The sequence below is a fragment of the Marinomonas foliarum genome (genome assembly GCF_003337275.1).
GTDB classification, from domain to species: Bacteria; Pseudomonadota; Gammaproteobacteria; order Pseudomonadales; family Marinomonadaceae; genus Marinomonas; species Marinomonas foliarum.
The window spans coordinates 49291-74574 of record NZ_QPJQ01000018.1; the positions used below are offsets into that span (position 1 = coordinate 49291).

At 42.9% G+C, this 25284-nt stretch carries 20 protein-coding genes; 6 read left to right on the forward strand and 14 right to left on the reverse strand.

From position 1 onward, the window contains the following. Nucleotides 1-3: 3 nt before the first annotated feature. From DFP77_RS10795 to DFP77_RS10845, 12 genes are all read right to left on the reverse strand, one after another. Entirely contained in the window at nt 4-1260 is a 1257-nt protein-coding gene (locus DFP77_RS10795) for a sensor histidine kinase (RefSeq protein WP_181858534.1), read from the reverse strand. A gap of 85 nt (nt 1261-1345) precedes the next feature. Further along, nucleotides 1346-1711, reverse strand: a complete 366-nt coding sequence (locus tag DFP77_RS19805; protein WP_258861129.1) for a winged helix-turn-helix domain-containing protein — start codon at nt 1709-1711, stop codon at nt 1346-1348. Nucleotides 1712-1729: 18 nt separating this feature from the next. Beyond that, nucleotides 1730-2026 (reverse strand): response regulator, encoded by a 297-nt coding sequence (locus DFP77_RS19810; RefSeq protein ID WP_258861130.1) that lies wholly within the window; start codon nt 2024-2026, stop codon nt 1730-1732. A gap of 83 nt (nt 2027-2109) precedes the next feature. Next, nucleotides 2110-2934, reverse strand: a complete 825-nt coding sequence (locus DFP77_RS10805; protein WP_114412298.1) for a MipA/OmpV family protein — start codon at nt 2932-2934, stop codon at nt 2110-2112. Nucleotides 2935-3034: 100 nt separating this feature from the next. Then, on the reverse strand, nt 3035-6142 hold the full coding sequence (locus DFP77_RS10810; RefSeq protein WP_114412299.1) for an efflux RND transporter permease subunit: 3108 nt from the start codon (nt 6140-6142) through the stop codon (nt 3035-3037). After that, a complete protein-coding gene (locus tag DFP77_RS10815; protein WP_114412300.1) occupies nt 6139-7308 on the reverse strand; it encodes an efflux RND transporter periplasmic adaptor subunit in 1170 nt (389 codons plus the stop codon). The genes DFP77_RS10810 and DFP77_RS10815 overlap by 4 nt, the downstream gene beginning before the upstream one ends. 344 nt (nt 7309-7652) lie before the next feature. Continuing rightward, on the reverse strand, nt 7653-8936 hold the full coding sequence (locus tag DFP77_RS10820) for a 2-hydroxycarboxylate transporter family protein (RefSeq protein ID WP_114412301.1): 1284 nt from the start codon (nt 8934-8936) through the stop codon (nt 7653-7655). Between the two features lie 161 nt (nt 8937-9097). Continuing rightward, the gene (locus DFP77_RS10825) at nt 9098-10816 is read right to left on the reverse strand and encodes a GGDEF domain-containing response regulator (protein ID WP_114412302.1); all 1719 of its coding nucleotides are present in this window, start codon (nt 10814-10816) and stop codon (nt 9098-9100) included. Between the two features lie 13 nt (nt 10817-10829). Then, on the reverse strand, nt 10830-11255 hold the full coding sequence (locus DFP77_RS10830) for a response regulator (protein ID WP_114412303.1): 426 nt from the start codon (nt 11253-11255) through the stop codon (nt 10830-10832). Next, the gene (locus DFP77_RS10835) at nt 11248-12741 is read right to left on the reverse strand and encodes a sensor histidine kinase (protein WP_114412304.1); all 1494 of its coding nucleotides are present in this window, start codon (nt 12739-12741) and stop codon (nt 11248-11250) included. Before DFP77_RS10835 ends, DFP77_RS10830 begins: the two co-directional genes overlap by 8 nt. A 211-nt stretch (nt 12742-12952) precedes the next feature. Further along, the gene (locus DFP77_RS10840; RefSeq protein ID WP_114412305.1) at nt 12953-13732 is read right to left on the reverse strand and encodes an FCD domain-containing protein; all 780 of its coding nucleotides are present in this window, start codon (nt 13730-13732) and stop codon (nt 12953-12955) included. A 126-nt stretch (nt 13733-13858) separates the two neighbouring features. Further along, nucleotides 13859-14851: a TRAP transporter substrate-binding protein gene (locus tag DFP77_RS10845; protein WP_114412306.1), complete on the reverse strand. Its 993-nt coding sequence runs from the start codon at nt 14849-14851 to the stop codon at nt 13859-13861. A 197-nt stretch (nt 14852-15048) separates the two neighbouring features. On the opposite strand from DFP77_RS10845, the gene DFP77_RS10850 reads away from it, so the two are divergent. From DFP77_RS10850 to uxuA, 6 genes are all read left to right on the forward strand, one after another. Beyond that, nucleotides 15049-15519 carry a TRAP transporter small permease gene (locus DFP77_RS10850; protein WP_114412307.1) on the forward strand — a complete coding sequence of 157 codons (471 nt, stop codon included), beginning with the start codon at nt 15049-15051 and terminating at the stop codon, nt 15517-15519. A gap of 81 nt (nt 15520-15600) precedes the next feature. Then, nucleotides 15601-16899, forward strand: coding sequence for a TRAP transporter large permease (locus DFP77_RS10855; RefSeq protein WP_114412308.1), 1299 nt, complete (start codon nt 15601-15603; stop codon nt 16897-16899). 44 nt (nt 16900-16943) lie between these two features. Next, nucleotides 16944-19331 carry a glycoside hydrolase family 31 protein gene (locus DFP77_RS10860; protein WP_114412309.1) on the forward strand — a complete coding sequence of 796 codons (2388 nt, stop codon included), beginning with the start codon at nt 16944-16946 and terminating at the stop codon, nt 19329-19331. A gap of 14 nt (nt 19332-19345) precedes the next feature. Beyond that, entirely contained in the window at nt 19346-20752 is a 1407-nt protein-coding gene (gene uxaC, locus DFP77_RS10865) for a glucuronate isomerase (protein WP_114412310.1), read from the forward strand. Nucleotides 20753-20784: 32 nt separating this feature from the next. Then, complete coding sequence (locus DFP77_RS10870; protein ID WP_114412311.1) at nt 20785-22278, forward strand: mannitol dehydrogenase family protein; 1494 nt, start codon at nt 20785-20787, stop codon at nt 22276-22278. Between the two features lies 1 nt (nt 22279). Continuing rightward, nucleotides 22280-23455: a mannonate dehydratase gene (uxuA, locus tag DFP77_RS10875; RefSeq protein WP_114412312.1), complete on the forward strand. Its 1176-nt coding sequence runs from the start codon at nt 22280-22282 to the stop codon at nt 23453-23455. Between the two features lie 116 nt (nt 23456-23571). Here the strand turns inward: uxuA and DFP77_RS10880 are convergent, their stop codons facing one another. Then, a complete protein-coding gene (locus DFP77_RS10880; protein WP_114412313.1) occupies nt 23572-24168 on the reverse strand; it encodes a hypothetical protein in 597 nt (198 codons plus the stop codon). Nucleotides 24169-24265: 97 nt separating this feature from the next. After that, entirely contained in the window at nt 24266-25219 is a 954-nt protein-coding gene (locus DFP77_RS10885) for an FAD:protein FMN transferase (protein ID WP_258861131.1), read from the reverse strand. Nucleotides 25220-25284 lie beyond the last annotated feature (65 nt).

Here is a 25284-nt window from a genome sequence, read left to right on the forward strand (position 1 = left end):
CTTTTAAGGCGACATATCTAATACGAATGATGCTCCAGGCGATGAGTTTTTCGCGGTGACTTTCCAGCCATGAAATGTGGCGATTTCCATACAAATAGCTAGGCCTAAACCAGCACCATGGATTTTTTGTTTTGGGGCGCGCCAAAAACGTTTAAAGATTAAGTTTAGATGTTCTTCATTAATTCCTTGTCCATAATCCCGAACGCTCACGGTGTTTTTTGTCATAGTGATATCGATAGTGGTTCCGGATGGAGAGTGGTAAATGGCATTTTCAATAAGGTTTTTCAGAAGGATGAAAAGGGTACTTGCGTCAGCATTTAGGTGAATGTCTTTGTTGATCTGGATTAATCGTATTGACGTGCCATGTTTTTTGGAAAGGCGTGATAAGTATTTGATGGTGTCATTTACGGTATTAACGAGAGTAATATCTTGAAAAGTATAGTTGTGGGACTCACGAACTTCGGCGAGGTGAAGTAGCTGGTTAATTTGGCGTGAAATATGGTCAACATCTTCTAATATCAGATTTTTCGAGTTTGTTTTTTCTAGCATTTCAATTTCCCCTCGAATAAGTGCCAAAGGGGTTTTAAGCTCGTGTGCAGCTGTCGCTAAAAACTCTTGTTGAACTTTAAAGCCTTGCTCTAACCTTTCAAGTGCTTCATTAAAGGCGCTAATCAGGGGTATTAACTCGCTTGGCATTTCTGCCATGGATAAGCGGCCTTGAATATTTTGAGGTGTTATCTTGGAGGCAATGTCGGAAGCCTTTCTTAACGGTCGTAACATGAAATGTATGGTAATAATGACAGCAAAGCTGACAATAAATAACGACAGTATAGAGACGAGTAAAACGGTTTTTGAAATAGGAGATCTTTTTGTTATCTGGAATACTTCTAGAAGCCTTAAGCTTGTTGCTACTTGTATGTTATAGCCAGTATACGCTGCTTTCAAAGGCTCGCTAAGGCCATAGAAAAGTTTGTTATTACGAGTGAACGTAAAATTACTTGTGTGTTTATTGTATGAAGTATTATCTGGAGCGAATGCTTTTGTTTGCCTCGTTGATGCTGATACAACCTCTCCTTGTGGGTCGACAATCTGGAAAAAAAGGTCTTCGTTTAATGTCTCATATATCCATACCCAGTGGGCATCTTGATTGCTTTTTTGTATAGAGAGTTCTGGTTCTCCCATGCTATTTGTGTAAATTTCATCGATTAAAAATTCTGCTTGTTCATTTAAAATATGACCAATAAGCAGATTAGGGTTCATGACAAATAAATAGCTGTAAATACCGCTGATTAATAGTGTTAGTGCGACAAAAAAAGTAATAATTAATCGATACTTTAGGCTGTGTTTAAAGCGATTTTTTAGAGATAGCATAACCAAGTCCTCGAGTGTTTGAGATGACTACTTGTGAACCTAAGGTGCTTAATTTTTTGCGTATTCTGTGTAGTGCGACATCTAATGCATTGGGAGTGACAGCTTGATTTAAGCCCCATGCTCCTTGTTCAAGTTTAGTGCGACTTATTGTGGTGTCAGCAGATCGCATCAAAATATACAGAATTTGAACTTCTGCTGGTGCGAGAGTGACGGATTGAGTACCACATTGAAGCTGAGCATTGTGTAGGTCTAGGGTAATATCTTCAAAAATGGGAGATAAGGGTTTTATATCGGTAGGCCTGCGTAGTAGAGCTCGAACTCTGGCGACTAATTCATCCATAGCAAAAGGTTTTACAAGTTAGTCATCAGCTCCTGTTTCCAAACCTTCTATTCGATCATGTACAGCATTTCTGGCGGTTAATACGAGGCACGGGATTGTTACGCTTCTTTGACGTAAGGTTTTAAGTAAGCTTAATCCTTCCCCATCAGGAAGTCCTCTATCAAGTATAATTAAGCCATACTCTTGTGCCTCTAGGGCATGTTTCGCCATTGCTAAGTTTGCGAAAATATCCAACTCAATACCGACCTTTTGCAATGCTGTTGATACCATTTTGGATAGGCGATCATTGTCTTCAACCAGAATAATTCGATTCATAAAAATTCATTTGTTAAGTTAAATAGAGCAGAGTTTGCTTCAGAGTTAGTTTCATCTAAAGCAAACAGGCTATTTTTCAGTGATTATTTGAAACGGTATATATAGCCAAGATAGGCTGCTGCAGTCGTTTTTTTATCAACTAATGGGCTGTGTGACATTTCACTTCCAAAATGTTTGATACTGAAATCGAATGCCACTGATTGTTTTTTATTAATAATATAATTAAAACGCAGGCCTGCATTGATTACCGTTGCTGAGTTAGCGTCATACTGCTCTCTATTCACTTTTATTTCAGAGGGGTTAACGCCATAGTAATAGTTAACATATTTGTCGTTATACCATGTAGCACCGAGACTTGGCTCTAAATTTAAGTGCTGGTTGACTTGGATTTTTTTTGATATTGAGACAGAGGCTTGTTGACCTTCGCTGTTGTTCATTGTGTCGAGAAGGGTGTTAAGTTTTAGATCAAACATCGTTGTGCTCCATGTCATTGCTGGACCAACCCAGAAGCTGGAATCGCGATTATCCATGCCGTCAAAAATATAGGAATCTGAACGATCATAACCATCACCGAATCCATATTTTCCGCGTATAGAAAAAGCGAGGCTATTGGTTTGGGCGACTTTTAAATCTATCGTCGTCCCCAGAAGAGATATCCAAGAGTTATCAACAAACACTATCGGTATAGCTGTGAGGTCACTGTCTACGCCACGATATTCTGACTGACTAACACCAGCAGCCACTCCTAACGCAACTGATGTTGTTCCATCGGCGAACGCTTTCCCTGTTGTCAAAAATATCGTGACAAGAGGTACAATACTGTAGCGTAAAACCAATTTTTTTTGGATTAATCGAGCGTTTTCAATGATCATTGTGTTTTTTTCTTTTGTTTCAATCTTGTTTTTCATGTTTTTCCTAATTCTATGAAAGACGAATTTTTACTGTAAGTTGTAGAGTATTACGGGACACTTACGAGCTTATTTTTTAGTGTTATAACCCTAAATACATTCACAAGCTTTCAGTCTTAGTCTTTCCATTATTCTTATTGTCTATAGAGGTCCTGCCTTTGAAGAGGGCTGTGCATTTTTGTCCCAACCCATGCATGTAGGTAAATACCACAGGGACTACAATGAGGCTCAAGAGAGTAGAAGTGATTAATCCGCCAATAACCGCAATTGCCATGGGTTGTCGAAAGCTTGCATCGGCACCTAAACCCATCGCAATAGGTAACATACCTGCAATCATTGCGGCAGTAGTCATAATGATAGGTCGTGCTCTTTTGTTACAGGCATTTAGCAAAGCGTCATGCATATTTAGCCCATGCTTTTTCATGGACATTACAGCATATTCCACAAGCAAAATAGAGTTCTTCGTGACAATGCCCAATAGCATAATGAGGCCAATCATGGAGGGGATATCTAATTCGCTACCTGTTAACAATAAGGCGACAAAAGCACCACTTAAAGATAAAGGTATGGCAGATAAGATGGTTATTGGTTGAATCAAATCTTTAAACAACAGAATAAGTACGCATAACACGCATAGTAAACCGGTCAAAATGGCGGTACTAAAACCTGAGCTGAGTTCGTTCATTAGCTCAGCATCACCTGCTTCTATTAATTCTACGTTACTCGGTAAAGCTATCATGGAGGGAAGCTGGTGGGCTTCGTTGATAATATCGCCCAATGCGCGTCCATTGAGTTTGGCGCTAATCGTTATAAAGCGTTTACGATCATACCTGTCAATTTGCGATGGGCCACTTTCGAAAGAGATAGAGGCCACACTTGATAGAGGGATTAGCTGCCCGTTCCGTGCGGGTACTCGTAAACTTCTCAGCGTTTCTATATTCAATCTATGGCTATCCTCTAGCAGAACTCGAATATAAATTTGTCGAGTATCTAAATTTAATTTAGCAAGCTGTGAATTATGGTCACCGCTAGTGGCTACTCTGATAGTGTCGCCAATTGCTGAGGTAGAAACGCCAAGTTCAGAAGCACGCTGTAGATTAGGACGGACAATAATTTCTGGTCTTTCTAGGCTGGCCGTAGATTGAATATTTGAAATACCATCTATCCCCCGCAACTCTGTTAAAACGTTATTTGCGCTTGCTTTGAGCGCAGTACTATCGTCACTCGCAAGAATAAAAGATAGCTCCTGTCCAATGCCTCCACCAACCGAAAATCGTGCGCCAGGTACTGTGACTAAAACGTCACGCAATACTTTTTCAATATCACTTTGTGTGGCTCTACTACTTCTTTCTTTTAGGATCAAAATCAATTGGCTTTTGCGTACATCGCCTCCCGCTGAGTCAGCGTTTTCACCACTGGCAACGCCTATAGTAGAAAAAATATGATCAATACCTGCGATATCAAGAAGTGTTTTTCGAGTTTCTTCTGCTTTAGCTAGAGTGGTGTTAAATGCACTACCAGGAGGAAGCTCAATTGATACGGTGGTGTAATTGCTATTAGAGGCGGGCATGAGGCCAGTATTTAATAGCGGAACTAAAGAAGCAGTGACAGCAAAAACAATCAAAGTGGCCATTAATGTTTTAAAGCGATTGTTTAACGTCCATTGCACAATAGATAAGTATAAAACCAGTAATTTGCCTTGTTTTTTTTCTGTTATGTGCGTCTTTGGTTTAAGCATGTAGGCTGCCATCATTGGTGTTAGTAGACGAGCTACTAACAAAGAAGACAGCACAGCAACAACAGCAGTCCAGCCAAATTGCTTGAAAAACAACCCTGTTATACCACTCATCATAGCTGTTGGAGCAAATACCATAACAAGAGTCATGGTTGTTGCCATTACCGCTAGAGCTATTTCTGTCACCGCATCACCGGCGGCTTTTTTAATACCTTTACCCATACGGACATGGCGCTCGATGTTTTCTATTTCAACAATGGCATCATCTACTAGGATGCCAACAATGACGGCAAGAGCAAGTAAGGTTAAGGTGTTTAATGAGTAATCGAGAAAGTACATAGCGGCAAAAGTGGGGAGGATTGATAAGGGCAATGCGGTAGCGGCAATGAGTGTTGAGCGCCAGTCACGCAAAAACCACCAGACAATTAATATTGCCAGAAAGGCCCCTTCGAAAAGCATATTGATTGAACCTTTGTACTGCTCCTGCGTTCCAGACACTTTGTCATAGACGAGAGTGAAATCAACGCCATCTTTTACTTTTAGGTCTTCAAGGACTTGTTTTATACCCGCAGCAATCTTAGTTTCATCAAAACCAGTTGCCCTATAAACTTGGAATCCGACAACGTCCTTACCATTTAAAAGTGCTATCTGGCTGCGTTCTGCGGTAGTGTCTTGTACTGTAGCAACTTGATCAAGCCGTAAGGTTCGACCATCTGTTAAAACTAATGGGAAAGCGTTCAATTCATCTGCTTGCTTTGCTGTTGTGATTGTTCGCACGGATTGAGCTGCATTCCCTAGCTGCATTCTGCCACCGGAAGACTCAATGAGTGTAATACGCAAAGCTTGTGATACATCACTTGCTGTAACATTAAGTCCTGCTAATTTAGTTGGATCCAGTTCGATGTGTACTTCACGCTGTACACCCCCCACTCGTTCAAAACGACCAAGTCCCGGAACACTTAAAACTCTTTTGCTAATCGTATTGTCAACATACCAAGAGAGTGCCTCTTCATTCATGCGTGGCGCACTGATCGCATAGGTGAGTAATGTATCGGCATCTACTGTTTCAGCGCTGACGGATGGTTCAAGTACGTCATCGGGTAAGTCAGAACGGATTCTATCCAATGCATTACGAGATTCTATTAATGCGTCAGAAAGTGATTTCTTTAACATAAATTCTACGCGAATACTGACGACTCCATCGGAGATAGAGGTTTGTATGTGGCGCAGACTCGATAGTGTCGCTAAAGCATCTTCAGCTTTTCTAGCTACTTCAGTTTCAAGCTGGGCTGGCGCTGCGCCGGGCTGTGATAATGTCACTAGAATAGTGGGTAATCGAACATCTGGTAATTCAGCGATAGGCAGTTCTTGAAAACTTTTTATACCAGCAATAGAGAGTAAGACAAATAATAAAATAGTTGGAATAGGGTTTCGAATAGACCAAGTGGCGAAGTTATATGCAGGCTTACTCATAGCGCCTCCTGCTCTAGGTGTGCGCCTGAAAAGGTAATGGGTTCTTGTTCTTCAACTACTTTTACTATGTCACCTTCATTGAGAAAACCAGCGCCTTGCTTGATAATACTTGCGCCTGCTTTAATGTTGCCTGTGATTTCAACATAATCACCTTGGCGTCGCGCTACTTTGATAGGTCTTTGTATTACTTGCTGGGTTTCATTGATCAACTCAAAAACGTAACTGCGCCCATCTCTGATAACGATACTGATGGAGGGAACAACAAGCGCAGGTGTTTTATTAAGTTGAATTTTTCCTAGGGCGAACATGCCTGCACGCGCACGATTGTTTGGCTCTAGACTGGCATAAACAGTGAGCATTCTGGTTTGCGGGTTTATAATTGGAGAAATTTGACGAATATAAGCTATGGCTTCACTGTTATTTGTAAGGTCCAGGGTGATTTTTTGACCTAGGGTGAGATGAGAAGCTTGCTGCGCTGTGAGCTGCCCATACCATTCAAGCTTATTGCCTCGAATCAAACGAAACAGTTCTTCTCCAATCGTACCTATTCCCCCTAAAGTAGCCGTACGAGAGCTAATAACGCCTTCATCTGGCGATGTTACATTTACATAGCTTAATTGTAGTGCATTGGAGGCTAACTGAGCTGTAACTGCGGACTCTTCTGCCGTGGTTGTTTGCTTTTGTGTTTCTGCTTGCAAAAGGTTCTGCTTACTTATACCGTCGGTTTTACTTAGTGCAAACGCTCTTTGATAGTCAATGTTGGCCTGCTTAACTAGAGCTGAAGCTTGGTTAAGGTTTGCTTCTAGTAAGGCTTTGTCATTTAGTAAACTTGCATTATCAAAGCGAGCTATGAGTTGTCCTTTTTTTACATAGTCACCTACATCGACCAACACCTCGGTTAGCCTTAAGCCGTTTAGTTGGGCTCCAATAATTGCTTCTTGCCAAGCCACGATATCACCAGAGGCTTCAATGTTGTTATTCCAATCTAAAGACAGAACGGAGGTGGTTGTGACGGTTAACGCTGCATGCTTTATCTCATTTTCGGTTGCGTGAGCCGATATCGAAATAAAGCGTGAAGCAACCATAATGGTGATGATCGCTAGAAATATGAGACAGGATGATTGTGTCGTTAAACGCTTCCCCTCCCAGAGATTAGTAACACTCATGATTTGTTATCCCTATAGGCAGATAGTATTGAAGATTTATAGATCTTCTAGATTACTACCTTAACTATTACTCAAGACTTACTTGAGAGAGGTTGTGTTGCTGAGTTCTGTTGATTTGAGGCTGGATGGCTTTTCATTACGGTGAGAATCTATAGGGGATATCTAGCATAGCGAATAACTGGGGAGGAAATTATGTTGATATACGCAGCTAGCAATGTTTTAAGCACAATGGTTAAAGAGGTAACCTTGAAAGTAGCTGAGTAGGGGAAGTATTTTCTAACTAGGAAGGAGAGATAAGAGTGAAGCCAATGCTTTAGTGCACTTGGCTCCACTTTAGTACCGTTTTAAGCGATGGCTTGCACTACAATCGTTGCAAGAATCAGCATGAAAGCGCCGCCAATTCGAGATGATATTTGTGCGAAAGGCATTAGTTCCATACGTTTACTTGCCGCAAGAACCGCTACATCACCAGTACCGCCCATGTTAGCCATGCAAAGACCGCCAGTGATGGCTGCTTCGATAGGGTAGAAGCCCATTAACCAACCGATTAAGCCAGCACCAAACACAGCACCAAGTACGGTAATTAGAACCAACAAGAAGTATATTGGAGATAACGCGTTTAGGATTTGGTTTAGATCTGTGTAAGCCACACCAATACCGACTAGTAATGCTGGTGTTAGATTGCCAACAACAAACTTATACCAAGAGAAGGCCGCTTGTTCTAATGCTTTTGGCATGATGCCAGACACTTTGATGATCGCAATAGATAGAATCATTAGAGCGTAGGTATGCATACTGATGTAGTTTGATAGCAAAGTACCAATGAAGTACATACTGACAGCCAATAAAGCGCCAATGCCAAGCGTTGTGACATTCAACCCTGTTATTGTTTGATCTTCTTCCTCTATTGGTTTTTGACCGCGAATTAGCTGACCATTACCCGTTAGGCTCGGAGCCATCTGGCCGAGTTTATTGAGTAATCCCGCAATAACAATAGCGATCGCATTACCAATAGCCAATGCCGGAACCATTTGTGACATTAGCGTTTCTGCATTCATGCCTGTCTTTCCAGACATGATTTCAACAAGAGGCACTGCACCAGCACCCATGCCACCACCCATAATAGGAAGCGCTATTAACATAACGGAGTCGTAAAAGTCTTTGCTCACCAGCATGCCCACTAAGCCTGTGAAGATACAAGCGAAGAAAGCGGATCCTAAAATAACTGGAATGTATTTTAACGCAGCTTGTTTTAGCGTTTGTGTGTCCATACCGAAAATGGAGCCAGTTACTAGGCTAGCCACATAAAATGCTAAGAAACCGCCACTTTTCATGAAGGTTGTTACGTTGCTTTCAGCACTAGAAGGGAATAAACCGCTGTGGAATAAATAAGCAGAGCCAAAAATGACGACAATAGCACCACCGCCGAAGAACTGATTGATAATGGGGGTTCTGTCCCCAATGTAATTAAGTATGAAACCGATAATAACCATAATGCCTAAGGCACCGATCATTCCACTGGGCATTTTGCCCGCAAAAGTGGCCAACAAAATAGTAATCGCGGCAATAGCCAATATGATTTTGCTAGTGCGTTGATCGCGCACCGTCATAGCATCATTAGTGATCATGGTAGACTCTCTTTTTTTTTGCTTGTTTTGATATGCGCCGCAGTCTACCAACCTTCGTTATAAGCGGAAGTTCCTTTTCTTCTAATGAAACTAAAAAGAGGTTTTGAAACTTTTGTAATGCAGATTATCGTCACGATTTACACAATGACGTAAATTTTGCCTTAATCATGAGCCTCTATCCATAACGTCATTTTTTCTGCTGGCATTGGCCTAGCAATAAAATACCCTTGCCCAAATTGGCAGCCTATTTCTAATAAGGCTTGTTCAATTTCTTGTGACTCCACGCCTTCCGCAATCAGCTTATAATTAAATGCTTGGCTTAATGCCACGATACAAATCACAATGGATCGATCTTCAGGGTTCGTTAACAGGTTTTGTACAAAGCTCTTATCGATTTTTAGCGTGTTCAAAGGTAATTGTTTTAAGTAGCTTAGAGACGCATAACCAGTTCCAAAATCGTCTAGCGCCACATGTACGCCTAACTTGCTACAGGCTTTTACAACTTCAACTGCATTTTGAATATCAGATATAGATACCGTTTCGAGGATCTCGATTTCTAAGGCTTGAGGCTTTACAGTGGGGGCTTGCTCTAGTAATAGAGCAAGGCGTTGGACAAAGTTATTGCTTAGTAAGTGAGCCGGAGCAATATTGACGCTAATTACAAGGTCTGGCAGGTTCCAGGTTGAATGTTGCTTTAGGGCCTCTTTTAGAACCCATTCACCAATCAAAATACCTGTATTTGGGTGTTCTAATGCTTCTGTAAACGTCTGTGGGTACAACAAGCCTAGGGTTGGATGATTCCAACGAATTAGGGCTTCAACACCGATGAGTGAGTGTTCTACCATGTCAATTTGGGGTTGGTAATAGAGTTCAAATTCGTTTAATTCGACCCCTCGCTCAGCGGCCTGCAGCATGGTTCTGCGATCATACTGGCGTTTCTCTTCATGAGGATCGAAAAACAAAATTTTGTTGTTGCCGGAGTTTTTGGCTTGATACATGGTTTGATCGGCGCGACGTAATATGGTGTCAGCATCTAGACTATCGTCTGTCACCAAAGCCACACCAATGCTGGCAGACACCTGTACTTGGCATTCAAATTCTGTCAGCTCAATAGGAGTATTGATTAGGCTGATTAACCTATTCAGGAAGAGGTTACATTCTTTCTTACTAGCAATGCCCTTGAGCAGTAAGACAAATTCATCACCACCAATTCTAGACAGGGTGTCCTCTTTGCGGAGTAATTTTTTGAGTCTATCCGCAATGGTAACTAAAACATAGTCACCTGTGTCATGGCCGTAGTTATCGTTGACGGGTTTGAAATTATCCAAATCCAAAAAAGCCACCGCAGCAGGTTCATTATTTTTAACGACCTGTTGCAAGTTTTCTAATAGAAGTGGTCGGCTGGCTAACCCAGTTAGATTGTCATAATGGGCCATATCGTGAAGCTTTTTCTCTAGCTCTGCACGATGCACTGAATTGATAATGGCGTGAATGAGTTTGTTGCTCTGTAGCTGACTCTTTAATAAGTAATCACTTGCTCCGAGTCGCATTGCCTCAGCAGCCACTTCTTCATCGCCTAACCCTGTGACCATGATGACGGCACAATGATTATGCATAGACGTGCGAATATTATCTAAAAGAGTAAGGCCAGAAGTTAATCCCAAACGGTAGTCAATAATGACGCAATCAAATTCATTATTGCTTAAATACGCTAAAGATTCTTCGACAGAAACTGCTTCAGACACATGAGTTTTTATATCGGATTTTGACAGCATTCTGCGCAGACGCTCGCGATCTACATCATCATCATCAACAATAAGTAGTCTTAACGCGGGCCCTTCGTAGGCTTCTAATAGATCCGTAGCGAATTGTGCTTCCATAGTGACTCCAAGTTCAACGGTTAGGCTCAACAGCATTTCTATAAGCGTCCATTAGCATGGCCAACTTAGCGAATTGTGGTCCAACAGAAGATTTCACCATATAGCCTGCCACATTATTGTCATAAGCTCGTGAGCGGTCGTTATCATCATTTGAAGTGGTGAGTATAAAAACAACGCTGTCTTGAAGAACTGGGTCTTCACGTACGTACTCTAAAAATTCAAAGCCATTCATGACGGGCATATTCAAATCTAGCAACACCAAATAGGGGGCTTTTAATGTTCTACTTGGGTGACGGTTTTCTAATATTTCTATCGCTGTCTTACCGTGTTCCGCGTAAACAAGGCTAATGTCTGGAGCGACTTTTTTAAGGCTGCGAGTGATGGATTCAGCCGCAACATCGTCGTCTTCAACAATAAGTACGTTTAGATTTTTAATCATGGGTATCCTTCCTTAAAAACCGTGGCCACCATACATGAAACGTGACGCCTCTTTGTGTTGTATTTGCTTCAACACTAATGCGCCCACCATGTGTTTCAACTAGGCGCCGACTAACAGATAGTCCTATGCCTGTGCCACTGCGTTCGTTAGACGTTACCGTTTGGAATAAGCGAAAAATGCGTGAAAAAGCCGCTTCTGGAATACCTGGCCCATCATCAGAGACTGAGAAATGACAAAGGTTATTCTCAGCAACACAGCGGATGGATATATTGCCAGTGTCTTGATCATGGTGTTTGATGGCATTGCTGATTAGGTTGCGAATAACGGTTTCGAGAGGTGTCCAAGTAGATGTGAAATGCTCTAGATGGATGTCTCTAGTAACGGATATCCCTTCTGGAATAGGGAGTAGTTCAAATATATTGTCTAGCAGTGTATTTACATCGATTTCTTGTGTATTCGACTCTATCTTTCCTGCCCTCGCATAAGTTAGTAGATTGTCAATTAACTGTTCCATGCGTTCAATTCGAACCTCTATTCTGTTGAGGTTTCGTGTAACATCTGGAATAGCATCAGGCCCTAAATCTTCTTTTACCCACTCCAATAAGTCCGCAATACCTCGAAGTGGTGATCGCAAATCATGGGACGCAACATAGGTAAATTCTTCTAAATTGGTATTGGTTTCACGCAATTCCTGTTCTAAGCGTTTGCGCTTTGTGATATCCAATAGGGAAACCAGCACTAATTCATTGTTTTCTTCGTCTTCAAAAGGGCTGAGTCCAATTTCCACAGGAAATTCTCTTCCATCCTTATGAAGGGCTGTAAGGTCGCGACCTACACCCATCATTCGTGGGGTTGGACTTTGGTGAAAGGTCTGACGTAAATGACCGTGATGTTCGCGATAACGCTGCGGTAGAAGCATGTCCATCGATTGGTTAATGAGCTCCTCTGATGTATAGCCAAAAGACTGGCAAAGTGCGCTGTTTGTTAAGCGAATAATGCCTTTAGCATCAATGAGCAATACTCCATGAGGCGCACCCTGAATTGAGCTTTGGAACATATGACTTGCTCGTTGTCTCGTTGTTAAGTCGATCAGGGTGGCTAAAACAACAGTTTGTCCATTTTGTATTATTGGGTTCAGTCCAATTTCTATTGGGATGTGTTCTCCGTCTTTCTTGCGAGCGTATAAAGCTTGCCCAACGCCCATTTGGCGCTTACGAGGATGCTCGAAAAACTGCCGCATAAAATCTTTGTGCTTTTTTCTGAATTCCGCAGGCAGCAACATATTAATGTCTACGTTAAGTAGTTCGTCGTAGGAATAACCGAGAATATCAATAAGGGAGTCATTGACAAAAAGGATGCGTGCGTCGGTATTTACAACCATGGCTCCCATAGGTAAACAAGTAACTAATTGTTTTAAAAAAACTTCATCCCTTAACGGGCTATTTGGTAGATCGGTTCTACCATCTTCAACTTCAGTATGATCCATCATGTATTCCATATATCAAGAAGGTGCTCTTTATATTGATAGACTAAAATTGATAGGACGGCAATTAAGTAAGCATTGATTTTTGTAAGTGTGGGAAGGAGTTAGGTGGTTTTTGTTGCTTTCTATAACGGTAGGGGCAGTGCCTGGCGAAGACAAAAAAACATCTTGAAAAGCGCTTCCTTATTGTTTAATAAGGAAGCGGCTAGAAGCTCTACTCGTTGATAGGTAGTTGTACTGGGTTAGTGCTAAAAAGGTAGCCATCAAAATTAGGATCTTGATGCTCAGACAATAGCATTAAGGTGTCTTTAACATTCTCTAAGTGTCGCCACATTGCCATACGAGCAACATCAGGCTTCTTTTGTTGAATCGCAAGAAGGATATTCTCATGATCAATAAGCCACTTCTTTCGATATGCCTGATCGATGATGTGGGAATGAAGTTGCTTCCACATCGGGCTATTTTCACGGCGTTCCCAGAGTGTTTCTACTAAGTCGACTAACACGCTATTTTGTGTTGCTTCGGCAATGGCCAAATGAAACAGCTTATCTGCAACATGATTTTCGTCGGCAGTATCTATACTCTGTTTTTCCAGCTCTAGCGCGTCGCGCATTTTGAGAATGTCTTTCTTGGTTGCCTGGGTAGCTGCAAATTCTGCTACATGACTTTCAAGCAACTGCCTTGCTTGCATCATTTCAAACGGACCAACATCATCCTTATCTAAGGATTCTTCAAATCGATCGGTCGATTTAATACTGGTAGGCTGTTTTAAGAGATAAACACCGCTACCTTTACGAACTTCAACCACCTCCATCAGTTCAAGCATAATCAATGCTTCGCGGAGTAAGGTTCTGCTCACGCCTAATTGCTCAGCGATATCGCGTTCGGGTGGTAAACGGTCTCCAATCTGATATCTGCCTTTCCTAAGTTCCTCGTATAACTTAAGTCCTACCTCTTGGTAAAGGCGCTTTGGTTTTACAAGACTGTTTATCATGGCGTTCTACTTTAGTTTTTCTAATACAGTGTGAGATTAGAGGTCGATAGATTGAAAAGATGAGGCTGTAAAAAGTAAGCGACTCTCATCTGGTTTTAATGCCTAATAAGAGTCGCTGGATTTTGCTTATTTGTCGAGTGCTTTTATCGCCTTAACATAAGACGAAATTACCGGATTCTCTGCTGCTTCTTTGTGCATTGGAGCAACGGCGTTGATAAAGGCATCTTTATTTACTTCAAGAACTTCTACGCCCATTTTAGTGGCTTTTTTCATTTCTTCTGCTGTGTACTCAGCCCAAAGTGTTTTCATGAAGGCTGTTGCGTCTTTACCCGCAGCAATCACGGCTTCTTTGTTATCAGCAGACAACTTTTCCCATGTAGTGGCACTAATTACCAATACATCAGGGATCATAGCATGCTCATCTTGGGTGTAATATTTAGCCACTTCACCATGGCGGTAAGTCGTTACAGCACCTATGTTGTTTTCCGCACCATCAACCACGCGCTGTTGTAGCGCTGTGTATAACTCACCAAATGGAAGTGGTGTTGGAGATGCACCCATTAGTTCCATCATCTTAATAGCGCTTGGGCTTGGTTGAACGCGAATTTTCATGCCTTTCAAATCAGCAGGGGTGCGAACAGGTTTCGTTGTATAGAAGTTACGAGAGCCTGCGTCAAAATAAGCCACACCGACGAAACCATATTTCTCAGAAGAGCGTAAGATTTTCTGACCAACATCGTCGCTTTCTAAAGCGCGATAGAAGTGTTCGCGGTCTCTAAAGATATAGGGAATATTGAAAGCACCGTAGGCTGGGTCGAATGACTCAAGTTCACTGGCGTTTGATTTCGCCATGTCTAGCGCACCACTTTGTAATAACTCCAAAGACTCACGTTGTGTACCTAATTGACCATTTGGGTAAACTCGTACTTTTAGATCTCCATCAGACTTCTCTTTAACTTCATCAGCAAAGAATTTTAGCGCCTTATGGATAGGCGATTTGGTATCTCCATTATGACTAAGTTTTATGGTCTGAGCGAAACTCATAGATGAAGCGCCCATTAAACTGCCAACAATTACCGCAGTGGCAAGATGTAACTTAGTTTTTTTAATATTTAACATTTTGTAAATCTCCGTGTTGATATTTTTATAAGGTATCAGATTATCAAAGTGTGTTGTTTCAAGTTCGAATAATTGCACGCAGACTGATTTTGGTCAACCAATCCCCTTGATTAGTTGACCAAATTTGATGTTTGGTTCAATATGTCGTCGGTTAATAGGCGCTGTTGTGTGTCTTTAGTCTCATTTGGGGGTAATAAATGGCGAAATTTATTCATGTGGTTGACCGCATATTATCGACAATTTGTGTCACTTTGATGGTGGTGTTGGTGTCGTGTGTAGTCTGGCAAGTATTCTCTCGTTATGTCCTTGGTGCGCCAAGTACATCAACAGATGAGTTAGCTAGGTTCTTGTTTATTTGGGTTGCATTGTTAGGCGCCGCTTTCACTTTGGGGCAGAAGAAACATTTGGCGATGGACTTTGTTTTGCTGATGTTGGATGGCAACAAAAAAGCCACCTTGCAATTGGTTATTACATTTATAGGTTTGTTTTTCGCTGCTGTCATCATGGTATATGGCGGTGGATCATTGATGATGAAAACGCTGAGTAATGGTCAGTTATCACCTGTTTTGGGGCTTCAAATGGGCTGGGTTTATTCCGCAATTCCAATTAGTGGCGTATGCATGATCTTGTATTTGGTAAGAGATTTGCTCACGCCAGCGCAAGATTAAAATAATTTACAGATTAGATAATGCCGCTCTTTTTGTAATGTTTTCGCGGTTTAAAGAATTCTGATAATAAGGATAAAAAACGTGGAATGGTTAATTGCACTTGTTTTATTTGGTAGTTTTTTCACAATGTTGGTACTTGGTGTACCCATTTCTTTTTCTATTGCGATTGCTTCGCTTCTCTCCATTATGGTCTCTCTGCCGTTTGATGCGGCCTTATCTGTTGTTTCGCAAAAGCTTGCTTCAGGCATGGACAGTTTTACCTTGTTGGCGATCCCATTTTTCATTCTTGCTGGCAATATAATGAATCGAGGCGGCTTAGCGTTAAGGTTGATTGAATTTTCTAAGTTGTTAGCTGGACGTTTACCTGGCTCCTTAGGGCATGTGAATGTTATTGCTAATATGCTTTTTGGTTCTATTTCAGGTTCAGCGGTTGCTGCCGCAGCCGCAGTGGGTGGCACCATGGCACCATTGCAGAAAAAGAGTGGCTACGACCCTGTATTTTCAACGGCTGTCAACATTTCTTCTAGCCCAGCGGGTCTATTGATTCCACCTAGTAATGCCTTAATTGTTTACTCCCTTATTTCTGGCGGTACTTCTATCAGCGCGCTATTTCTTGGTGGTTATTTGCCAGGTCTATTAATGGGCGCATGTGTGATGTTGGCTGTTGCTGTCGTATCTAAAAAGAAAAACTACCCAGTTTCTGAGCCTGTTTCCGTGGGAGAAGCCGGTAAGATTACGCTTCGAGCCTTGCCTAGCTTAGGTCTCATTGTTGTAATCATGGGCGGAATTATTGGTGGTGTTTTTACGGCGACAGAAGCCTCTGCTGTCGCGGTTGTTTACTCTTTATTATTGGCACTGATTTATCGTGAAGTAACCATCAAGGATATGCCTAGCATTATTCTAGGCTCCATCATGACTGCTTCTATGATCATGTTGTTGATCGGGGCGTCTATGGCGATGGCTTGGGCGATGGCGAATGGTGACATTCCTTATGCGGTAAGTGATGTGCTACTGGCCCTGTCTGATAATCCAATCATTATCTTGTTGATTATTAACTTAATTCTGCTTGTTGTCGGTATTTTCATGGACATGACGCCGGCCTTGCTAATCTTCACTCCTATTTTCTTACCTATTGCACAAGAGCTTGGAATCGACCCAGTTCACTTCGGCATCATCATTACATTCAATTTATGTATTGGTATTTGTACGCCTCCTGTCGGCAGTGCCTTGTTTGTAGGTTGCTCAGTAAGCGGTGTGAAGATCGACCAAGTTATTAAGCCATTGTTGCCTATCTTTGGTTTGCTTTTATTGGCGCTGCTAGCGGTGACTTTCATCCCAGAGATTACCCTGTTTTTACCTTCTCTTTTACTTGGGTACTAGTTTAGAAACTTGCGAATTTTAACGATATTTGGAGATATGTATTTATGAAGCCGATTAATAATTGGAAGCTTCTAGGTGTTAAAGATAATCGCGTAGACGTTCAGTGTGATGATCGCCACGTGCTGCATTTTTTCGTTCTAGAATCCAACGTGATTCGTGTATTACTGAAAAAGAACGATACATTGCAGCTTGAAAATAGCTGGTGTGTTTCTCCTAATGACAGTGAAACAGGCTGGGAAGGGCGCGACCGTATGAGTACGGAAGGCTTTACTTGCCCAGAATTTAACGTGTCAGAGCAGAATGATCAGCTGAGCATTGCCTCAGCGACCCTTCGCGTCACGCTATCGAAACCATTAAAACTCACATGGGAATACGCTGACGCTTCTGGCGAGTGGCATTATCTTGCGGCAGACCGCCACAGTGGTGCTTACATGTTGGGCGTACAAAGCAACGACATTCATCACTATATGGCACGTGATTTGTCTGAAAAATATTACGGCTTAGGTGAGAAGGCGGGTGATTTGAATCGCCATGGTTCTCGTTATCAAATGCGAAATATTGATGCCATGGGTTACGATGCGAAAAATACGGACCCTTTGTACAAGCACATTCCTTTCTACATCACGAAAACCGAGCAAGCAAGCTTCGGTATTTTCTACGATAACTTGTCAACCAGTTGGTTCGATTTGGGTAATGAGCTAGATAACTATCATGGCTATTATCGTAGTTACCATGCAGATGAAGGCGATCTGGATTTTTACTTCATGTACGGTGAGAAAGTCGTCGATGTAACCAAAACCTATGTGAACCTAACGGGACGTACTATTTTTGGTCCTAAGTGGAGTCTTGGTTACAGTGGTTCCACCATGCTTTATACGGATGCAGAAAACGCTCAAGAGCAATTAGGCGACTTTATTAAGCATTGTGACAATCACAGCATGCCTTGTGATTCTTTCCAGCTTTCGTCTGGTTATACCTCGATTGGTAACAAACGCTACGTATTTAACTGGAACACAAGTAAGGTGCCAACTCCACTTAAATTGAGTGAAGACTTTCATCAAGCGGGTCTTAAGCTAGCGGCCAACATCAAGCCTTGTCTGCTTCAAGATCACCCGCGCTTTGATGAAGTTGCGTTACAAAATTTATTCATTCAAGACTCTGAATTCGACGCACCTGAATCTTCCCAGTTTTGGGATGACTCCGGCTCGCACCTAGATTTCACTAATCCAAAAACCATCCAATGGTGGAAAACGAATGTCACCGAGCAATTGCTTGAAAAGGGCATTGATTCCACTTGGAATGACAACAACGAATACGAGGTTTGGGACAGCAATGCTCGTTGTGTTGGTTTTGGTAAACAAACACCAATCAAGTTGATTCGTCCATTGCAGCCATTGCTAATGATGCGTGCGTCTTTCGAAGCCCAAACGGAATTTGCACCGACCTTGCGCCCGTATTTGATCTCCCGTTCTGGTTGCCCAGGCATGCAGCGCTATGTGCAAACATGGAGTGGTGACAACCGTACTAACTGGCAAACTTTGCGTTACAACACACGCATGGGTGTTGGTATGAACCTTTCTGGCTTGTACAACATGGGCCATGATGTAGGAGGATTTTCTGGTGATCGTCCAGATCCAGAATTGTTCGTGCGTTGGGTTCAAAATGGCGTTATGCATCCTCGTTTCACTATTCACTCTTGGAACGATGATAAAACGGTTAACGAGCCTTGGATGTACCCAGAAGTCACGCCGATCATTCGAGAAGCTATGACGCTTCGTTACCGTTTGATGCCGTATTTGTACAACCTACTTTGGCAAGCGCATAAACATCATGAGCCTATGCTGCGTGCAACCTTCTTAGATCACGAAGATGATGCTCGTACTTATGAAGAAAGCGATGACTTCATGTTAGGTAAGGATCTATTGGTTGCGTCTGTCGTAGAGCAAGGCCAACGAACTCGTCCTGTGTATTTGCCTGATAATGGCGAAGGTTGGTACGACTTCCATCGCAAAACCTGGTACGCCGGCGGACAAGAAATCACTTTGCCAGCCGCATTAGAAGAGATTCCTCTGCTTGCTCGCGCTGGTAGTGTGATTCCTACTAGTTGTCGTATTGCTCATGTGGATGCAGAAAAAGACACGCAAAGACAGTTCCTAGTATTCCCATTTAAAGGAGCGGGGCAGCGTGATATGTCTGTGTTTGATGACGACGGGCTATCAACGGGTTATTTAGACGGCAAATACTTACAGCTAAACATGACGTTGAAATCCGATCTTGAACGTATCGATCTAACAGTATCTCGTGAAGGTGAATGGCAACCGGCTTACAACGAAGTACGTTTTGCCTTGCCAGAAAATGAGCTGCGTCCTTTCTATGTCAACGGCAAGCGAGTCGATGCGTCTCAAGCTGTTGCACTAAGCGAAATGGCCTAAGCCGAGGAAATGACATGAAAAACTTTATGACAGAAGATTTTTTGCTTACCACAGAAACGGCTAAGCGCCTTTACCATGAGTACGCGGCCGAGCAACCAATCTACGACTACCATTGCCATTTGAGTCCTCAAGAAATCGCCGAAAACCGTCGTTTTAGTGACCTTGGTGAAATATGGCTGGAAGGCGATCATTACAAGTGGCGCGCGATGCGTGCCGCAGGCATTGAAGAACGTTTAGTCACAGGTGACGCTAGCTTTAAAGAGAAATACCACGCTTGGTCGAAAACCGTACCTCAGTGTATTGGTAACCCAATTTATCACTGGACGCACCTAGAGTTACGTCGTCCTTTTGGTGTCACTGATGTGTTGTTTTCTCCAAAAACGGCCGATGCCATTTGGGACCAATGCAATGACATGCTGCAGCAACCTGAGTTTTCAGCGCGCGGCATCATGCACCAAATGAACGTGAAGATGGTCGGCACCACAGATGACCCTGCAGACAGCCTTGAACATCATAAATTCATTGCCAATGACAGCAGTTTTGATATTGCTGTCACACCAAGCTGGCGTCCTGATCGCGCCTTTAAAGTTGATCATGTTGGCTTCAAAGATTATCTAAACAAACTTGGTAAAGCGGCAGACATCAATATTGCACGCTTTAGTGATTTGATCGATGCCTTGGCACAACGCTTAGACGTGTTTGATGCTCACGGTTGCCGCAGTGCTGACCACGGTATTGAAATCATGCGCTTCGCCAACGAGCCAAGTGAAACAGAATTAGATGCGATTTTGTCCAAACGTATTAATGAGCAGCCGTTAACCGAGCTTGAAATCGCGCAATTCTCCAGCGCTGTACAAGTTTGGCTAGGCAAGCAATACGCGAAAAGAGGTTGGGTCATGCAGCTGCACATTGGTGCCCGCCGCAATAACTCATCTCGTATGTTTAAGCTGGTTGGCGGTGATTCTGGCTTTGATTCAATGGACGATGGTGCGTTTGCCGAGCCATTGTCAGGATTCTTAGATGCGTTAGACCAAACTGATGAACTACCTAAAACCATTTTGTATTGCTTGAATCCAATTCATAACGAAATGTTAGCGACCATGGCGGGTAACTTCCAAGGTGGTGGTATAGCAGGCAAGGTGCAATTCGGCTCTGGCTGGTGGTTCAACGATCAATTAGATGGCATGCAACGTCAACTAACCAGCGTGGCGCAAATGGGCTTGCTTAGTCAGTTTGTCGGAATGCTAACAGACTCTCGCAGTTTCTTATCCTACACACGTCATGAATACTTCCGCCGCTTATTGTGCGAGATGATTGGTGGTTGGGTTGAGCGTGGTGAAGCGCCAGCAGACATGGCGTTATTAGGCGAGATGGTAAAAGGGATTTGTTCGGAAAATGCCAAGAAGTACTTTGGTTTTTAAGGTATTGGTCTCTAAAAACATAAGGAATCATAATGATTAGCATAAAAACCACAGATACTTTATATGCTCCAGATAAGGTAGATGTTGGCATTGTTCATATCGGTTTAGGTGCTTTTCATCGTGCACATCAAGCCGTATATATCGAGAAAAACCTCAATCGTCACCAAGGAGGCGATTGGGGGATTTGTGCGGTAAATATTCGCTCGAATAGCCAGTTGGTCGACGAGTTAAAAAGCAATGGTTGCCGTTATCATATTGCCGAATATCAAGACAGCCAGAACGTCGAGTTGCGCGAGATCAACGCGATTCGTGATGCTCTATTTGCTGGCGCTGATAAAGAGCCTTTGTTTACCAAGCTTGTGTCGCCAAAGACAAAGATCGTGACTTTAACCGTCACAGAAAAAGGCTATTACTTGTCACCAGCGGACAAAACTCTGCGCCAAGATGATCCAAGCATTCAGCACGATATACAGAACCCAACTGCGCCAAAAACCGCACCGGGAATCTTGGTTGAAGCTTTGTATCGCCGAAAAGAGTCTGGTTTAGAGCCGTTCACCATCTTGTCTTGTGACAACATGCCAGAGAATGGTCGTTTAACTCGCCAAGCCGTTTGTGATCTAGCCGCTCTGCGTTCGACTGAACTCGCGCAATGGATTCAAGATAATGTGGCGTTTCCTAGCTCCATGGTCGACAGAATCGTACCAGCTATGTCGGATGATTCTCGTGACCGTTTACAGAAAGAGCTGCAATGCGACGATCAAAATGCGGTCATGTGTGAAGCTTTCAGCCAATGGGTAGTAGAGGACAACTTCCCACAAGGTCGTCCAGATTGGGAAAACGATGGCGTACAAATGGTGGAAGACGTTCATCCATTTGAAACCATGAAGCTTCGTTTATTAAACGGCAGTCATTCCTTGTTGGCGTATGTTGGCTTAGCCGCTAAGCATAAAACCGTGGCACAAGCCGTTGCGGATGAAAAATTTGCGAACTTAATTCGTCACTACATGAGCGTTGAAGCCTCGCCTACCTTGGATCTACCACAAGAGGTTCAAGTACAAACCTACATTGAAAGTCTAGTGAGCCGCTTTGCTAATGACAGTCTGCAGCATCAGTTGTCACAAATTGCGATGGATGGCTCACAGAAAATTCCTCAGCGTTGGTTAAATGGCGCAGAAGAACGTTTAGCGAAAGGGGCGAAACAGGGGGGGCTTAATGCGACAGCACTAGGTATAGCGGCATGGTTATTTTATGTTCGCGGCGAAGATCTAGAAGGTAATCAGCACAAGGTTGATGACCCAATGGCGCAAACACTAAGCGAACTCCATGCTCGTTGCTCTGACCCAGAAAGCTTGGTTAGCGAAGCCCTAAAACTCAACGATATTTTCTCAACAGAAATCAGCCAAAGCGAGATTTTTTCTAATGCTGTGCTGAGCGCATATCAAACAATTATTTCAAGCGGTGTTGCGGAATGTTTGTCATTCAATAGCAGACTATTAAATAACAACACAGCGAATTTCGGAGGATAGAATGGAACATACTTGGCGTTGGTTTGGACCAAATGATGAAACGACGTTGACGGACATTCGTCAAACAGGTGCGACGGGTGTTGTGACCGCGTTGCATGAAATCCCTAACGGTGACGTTTGGCCAGTAGAAGTGATTAAAGCACGTAAAGCCATGATCGAATCGCATTCACTGCGTTGGTCTGTGGTTGAAAGTGTGCCAGTGCACGAAGACATCAAAAAGCGTACTGGTAATTATCAAGAGTACATTCAAAACTACAAGCAAACCCTGCTGAACTTAGCGGAATGTGGTATCGATACGGTGTGCTACAACTTCATGCCTGTGTTGGATTGGACGCGCACGGATTTGGATTATGAACTTCCTGATGGTTCTCGTGCATTGCGTTTTGATCAAACGGCGTTTGCTGCATTTGAACTCTATATTCTAGAGCGCAAAGGCGCAGAATCTGACTACAGTGATGAAGAAAAAGCGCAAGCGAAAGTTTTCATGGAAAACTTAAAAGAAGACGATAAAAACCGCTTGGTAGCGAACATCATTGCCGGTCTTCCTGGTTCAGAAGAGAGCTATACGATTGAGCAGTTCCGTTCTAAATTAGACGAATACGCTGGCATTGATAAAGACAAACTTCGCGAACACCTGAAGCTGTTCTTAGAAGAAATTGTACCAGCAGCAGAGCAGGGCGGTTTGCGACTAGCGATTCACCCAGATGATCCACCACGCCCAATTCTTGGTTTACCACGGGTTGTTTCTGTCAAAGACGACATTGAATGGTTGCTTGGCGCTGTGCCAAGCCCTGTAAATGGCATTACTCTTTGTACTGGATCTTACGGTGTTCGCGCAGACAACGACTTGGTCGACATGGTGCAACGCTTTGGTTCTAACATCTTCTTCACGCATTTACGTTCTACTAAACGTGAAGAAGTGGCAGGTAGCTTTCATGAAGCGTCCCACCTTGGTGGTGATGTAGACATGGTTGGCGTAGTTCGCGCATTGCTTGTAGAAGAGAAAAAACGTAACGACAACAATGCACCGAGCCTGATCCCAATGCGACCAGATCATGGCCATCAAATCCTGAATGACCTAGATAAAAACTCGAAACCGGGTTACTCGAAACTAGGCCGAATGAAAGGTTTGGCGGAAGTTCGTGGTTTAGAGTTAGGTCTTAAGAGCACGCTTTAATTTAAGCTGAACAGAATGGGTAAAAAAAGACCGAGTAGTTTGCTATTCGGTCTTTTTGTTTTACCTAAGTATTAACGAATTAATAAAGGCAAGCAGCAAGAATGGCTGCTTGTAGGCTATTTTATTTTATGGAAAGGACGGTTATAGTCGAGTCTGGTTGGTCTCTGTAACGTATCTTGATCGTCGGCTCCAGTGTAGAGAGTGTCGTTCTTGATATAAACGATACTGTGTTCTTCAGGGTAGAAGTGGGCGCCATCATATCGCATAGTGCGACTATCGAATTCGGTGACGATTATGCCATCACTCAGCATAACGCCGTTCCCCAATGTAAATTTGCTAAGTGATGTAGGGTTCGGGGCCCCTGGTAAGGGGCTAGTGCAGCCAGCATCAATGTAGTTTTTGATATCTGTGGTGAATTCACTACGACTGAAGGATACGATCACGATATCATAGTGCGCTTCACCTTCTACATGCCCACATGGTTTTCTCCAAGAGCCTTCAAGGTCACTGGTCGTCACGGTGGCGTTATATACTTTTTCGGTATCTTTAGGATTGTTTTCTGTGTCGTTACCTTCGCTCTCGGTATCCTCGATTTCTGTAACAGGGCTTTCGTCGCCGCCTTTGAAATAATTCCCAATTTTGGTATAGCTTTCATTGCCTACGCAGCCAGCCATTAGTACAGAAACTAGGCTTACTAATACAAGCTTTTCCATAGCGCTTTTCTCCTTACGATCGTGATAGTTCTAAATGGGATTAAAATAGTCTCGCATAAGGCGAGCAGTAGTAACAAGCATTACGCCTGCTTGCTTTTTAATCAAATTCCACTTTGTCTGTTTTTAGCAAAGCGGCACTACTGGAGTTCACCAACTTGTCGTTCTTTCTTTCGATAAAGAAAACGTCTAAGTTTTCCTTTTTGGCGATTTTTGCGCCTTCTATAGGGCCAAGGCACAACATGGTGGTTGCCCATGCATCGCTGATTCTTGGATCAGTACCAAATACCGACGCTGAGACAAGGTCGTGAGTGATTGGTTTGCCTGTACTTGGGTTAATAATGTGCGAATATTCCACACCATTATCGTCGAAGTGGCGGTTATAAGTACCTGATGTATCAAGCGTGACGCCATCTTCGTTTTTCACTGTGATGACCTTATAGACTTTTGGTGCGCCGTCAGCAGAAGGAATAGGGCTTTGGATTGCTACTCTCCATTTGTCGCCATTTGGCTTGTGCCCTTTGATCTTCATGTCGCCACCAAATTGCACCATGTAATTATCGTAGCCTTTGGATTCTAATACATGACTTAACTTGCCAATGGTGTAGCCTTCGCCCATGGAAGAAAAATCAAGCTGCAAAAAAGGGCGAGTTTTGCGTACGCGCATATTTTCTTCGTCGACTTCTATCTTTTCTACCCCAAGTTCAGATTTTAGAGCGGTTAATTCCTCTGGTGTTGGCACATGAAGTTTGTCGGTTTTGAAACCCCATAAATCAAACAAAGGCCCAATGGTTGGATCGTAGCAACCTTCTGATTTTGCATGTATGTCTTGGGCGATTTGAACAAGCTCTACAAAATCCTGAGAGACGGGTTGCCAAGCCACAGAAGGGCTGCGGTTAAATTCTGAAATAAAGGAATCTGGACGATAAGTGGAAAGCTCTTTGTCTATTTGAGCAAGGGTATCGTTAAACGCGGTTTGTACTTCTGTGACAGGAACGGCGTCTTCAGACCAAAAGCTGATTTGGTAGATACCATCTCTCCTAATCAGCCTCAAGTTTTTATTTAACTAACTTGAGGCTGATATTCTGTTTGATTCTTAACAACACCAAAACATATTTG

Bases quoted from the DNA above. Each gene is read 5' to 3' on its own strand.
- DFP77_RS10840 (WP_114412305.1), bottom strand. From the start codon at position 13,732: ATGATAAACAGTCTTGTAAAACCAAAGCGCCTTTACCAAGAGGTAGGA.
- DFP77_RS10805 (WP_114412298.1), bottom strand. From the start codon at position 2,934: ATGAAAAACAAGATTGAAACAAAAGAAAAAAACACAATGATCATTGAA.
- DFP77_RS10795 (WP_181858534.1), bottom strand. From the start codon at position 1,260: ATGAACCCTAATCTGCTTATTGGTCATATTTTAAATGAACAAGCAGAA.
- DFP77_RS10815 (WP_114412300.1), bottom strand. From the start codon at position 7,308: ATGAGTGTTACTAATCTCTGGGAGGGGAAGCGTTTAACGACACAATCA.
- DFP77_RS10845 (WP_114412306.1), bottom strand. From the start codon at position 14,851: ATGTTAAATATTAAAAAAACTAAGTTACATCTTGCCACTGCGGTAATT.
- DFP77_RS10830 (WP_114412303.1), bottom strand. From the start codon at position 11,255: ATGATTAAAAATCTAAACGTACTTATTGTTGAAGACGACGATGTTGCG.
- DFP77_RS10880 (WP_114412313.1), bottom strand. From the start codon at position 24,168: ATGGAAAAGCTTGTATTAGTAAGCCTAGTTTCTGTACTAATGGCTGGC.
- DFP77_RS10860 (WP_114412309.1), top strand. From the start codon at position 16,944: ATGAAGCCGATTAATAATTGGAAGCTTCTAGGTGTTAAAGATAATCGC.
- DFP77_RS19810 (WP_258861130.1), bottom strand. From the start codon at position 2,026: ATGAATCGAATTATTCTGGTTGAAGACAATGATCGCCTATCCAAAATG.
- DFP77_RS10870 (WP_114412311.1), top strand. From the start codon at position 20,785: ATGATTAGCATAAAAACCACAGATACTTTATATGCTCCAGATAAGGTA.
- DFP77_RS10850 (WP_114412307.1), top strand. From the start codon at position 15,049: ATGGCGAAATTTATTCATGTGGTTGACCGCATATTATCGACAATTTGT.
- DFP77_RS10835 (WP_114412304.1), bottom strand. From the start codon at position 12,741: ATGGATCATACTGAAGTTGAAGATGGTAGAACCGATCTACCAAATAGC.
- DFP77_RS10810 (WP_114412299.1), bottom strand. From the start codon at position 6,142: ATGAGTAAGCCTGCATATAACTTCGCCACTTGGTCTATTCGAAACCCT.
- DFP77_RS10825 (WP_114412302.1), bottom strand. From the start codon at position 10,816: ATGGAAGCACAATTCGCTACGGATCTATTAGAAGCCTACGAAGGGCCC.
- uxaC (WP_114412310.1), top strand. From the start codon at position 19,346: ATGAAAAACTTTATGACAGAAGATTTTTTGCTTACCACAGAAACGGCT.
- uxuA (WP_114412312.1), top strand. From the start codon at position 22,280: ATGGAACATACTTGGCGTTGGTTTGGACCAAATGATGAAACGACGTTG.
- DFP77_RS10820 (WP_114412301.1), bottom strand. From the start codon at position 8,936: ATGATCACTAATGATGCTATGACGGTGCGCGATCAACGCACTAGCAAA.
- DFP77_RS19805 (WP_258861129.1), bottom strand. From the start codon at position 1,711: ATGGATGAATTAGTCGCCAGAGTTCGAGCTCTACTACGCAGGCCTACC.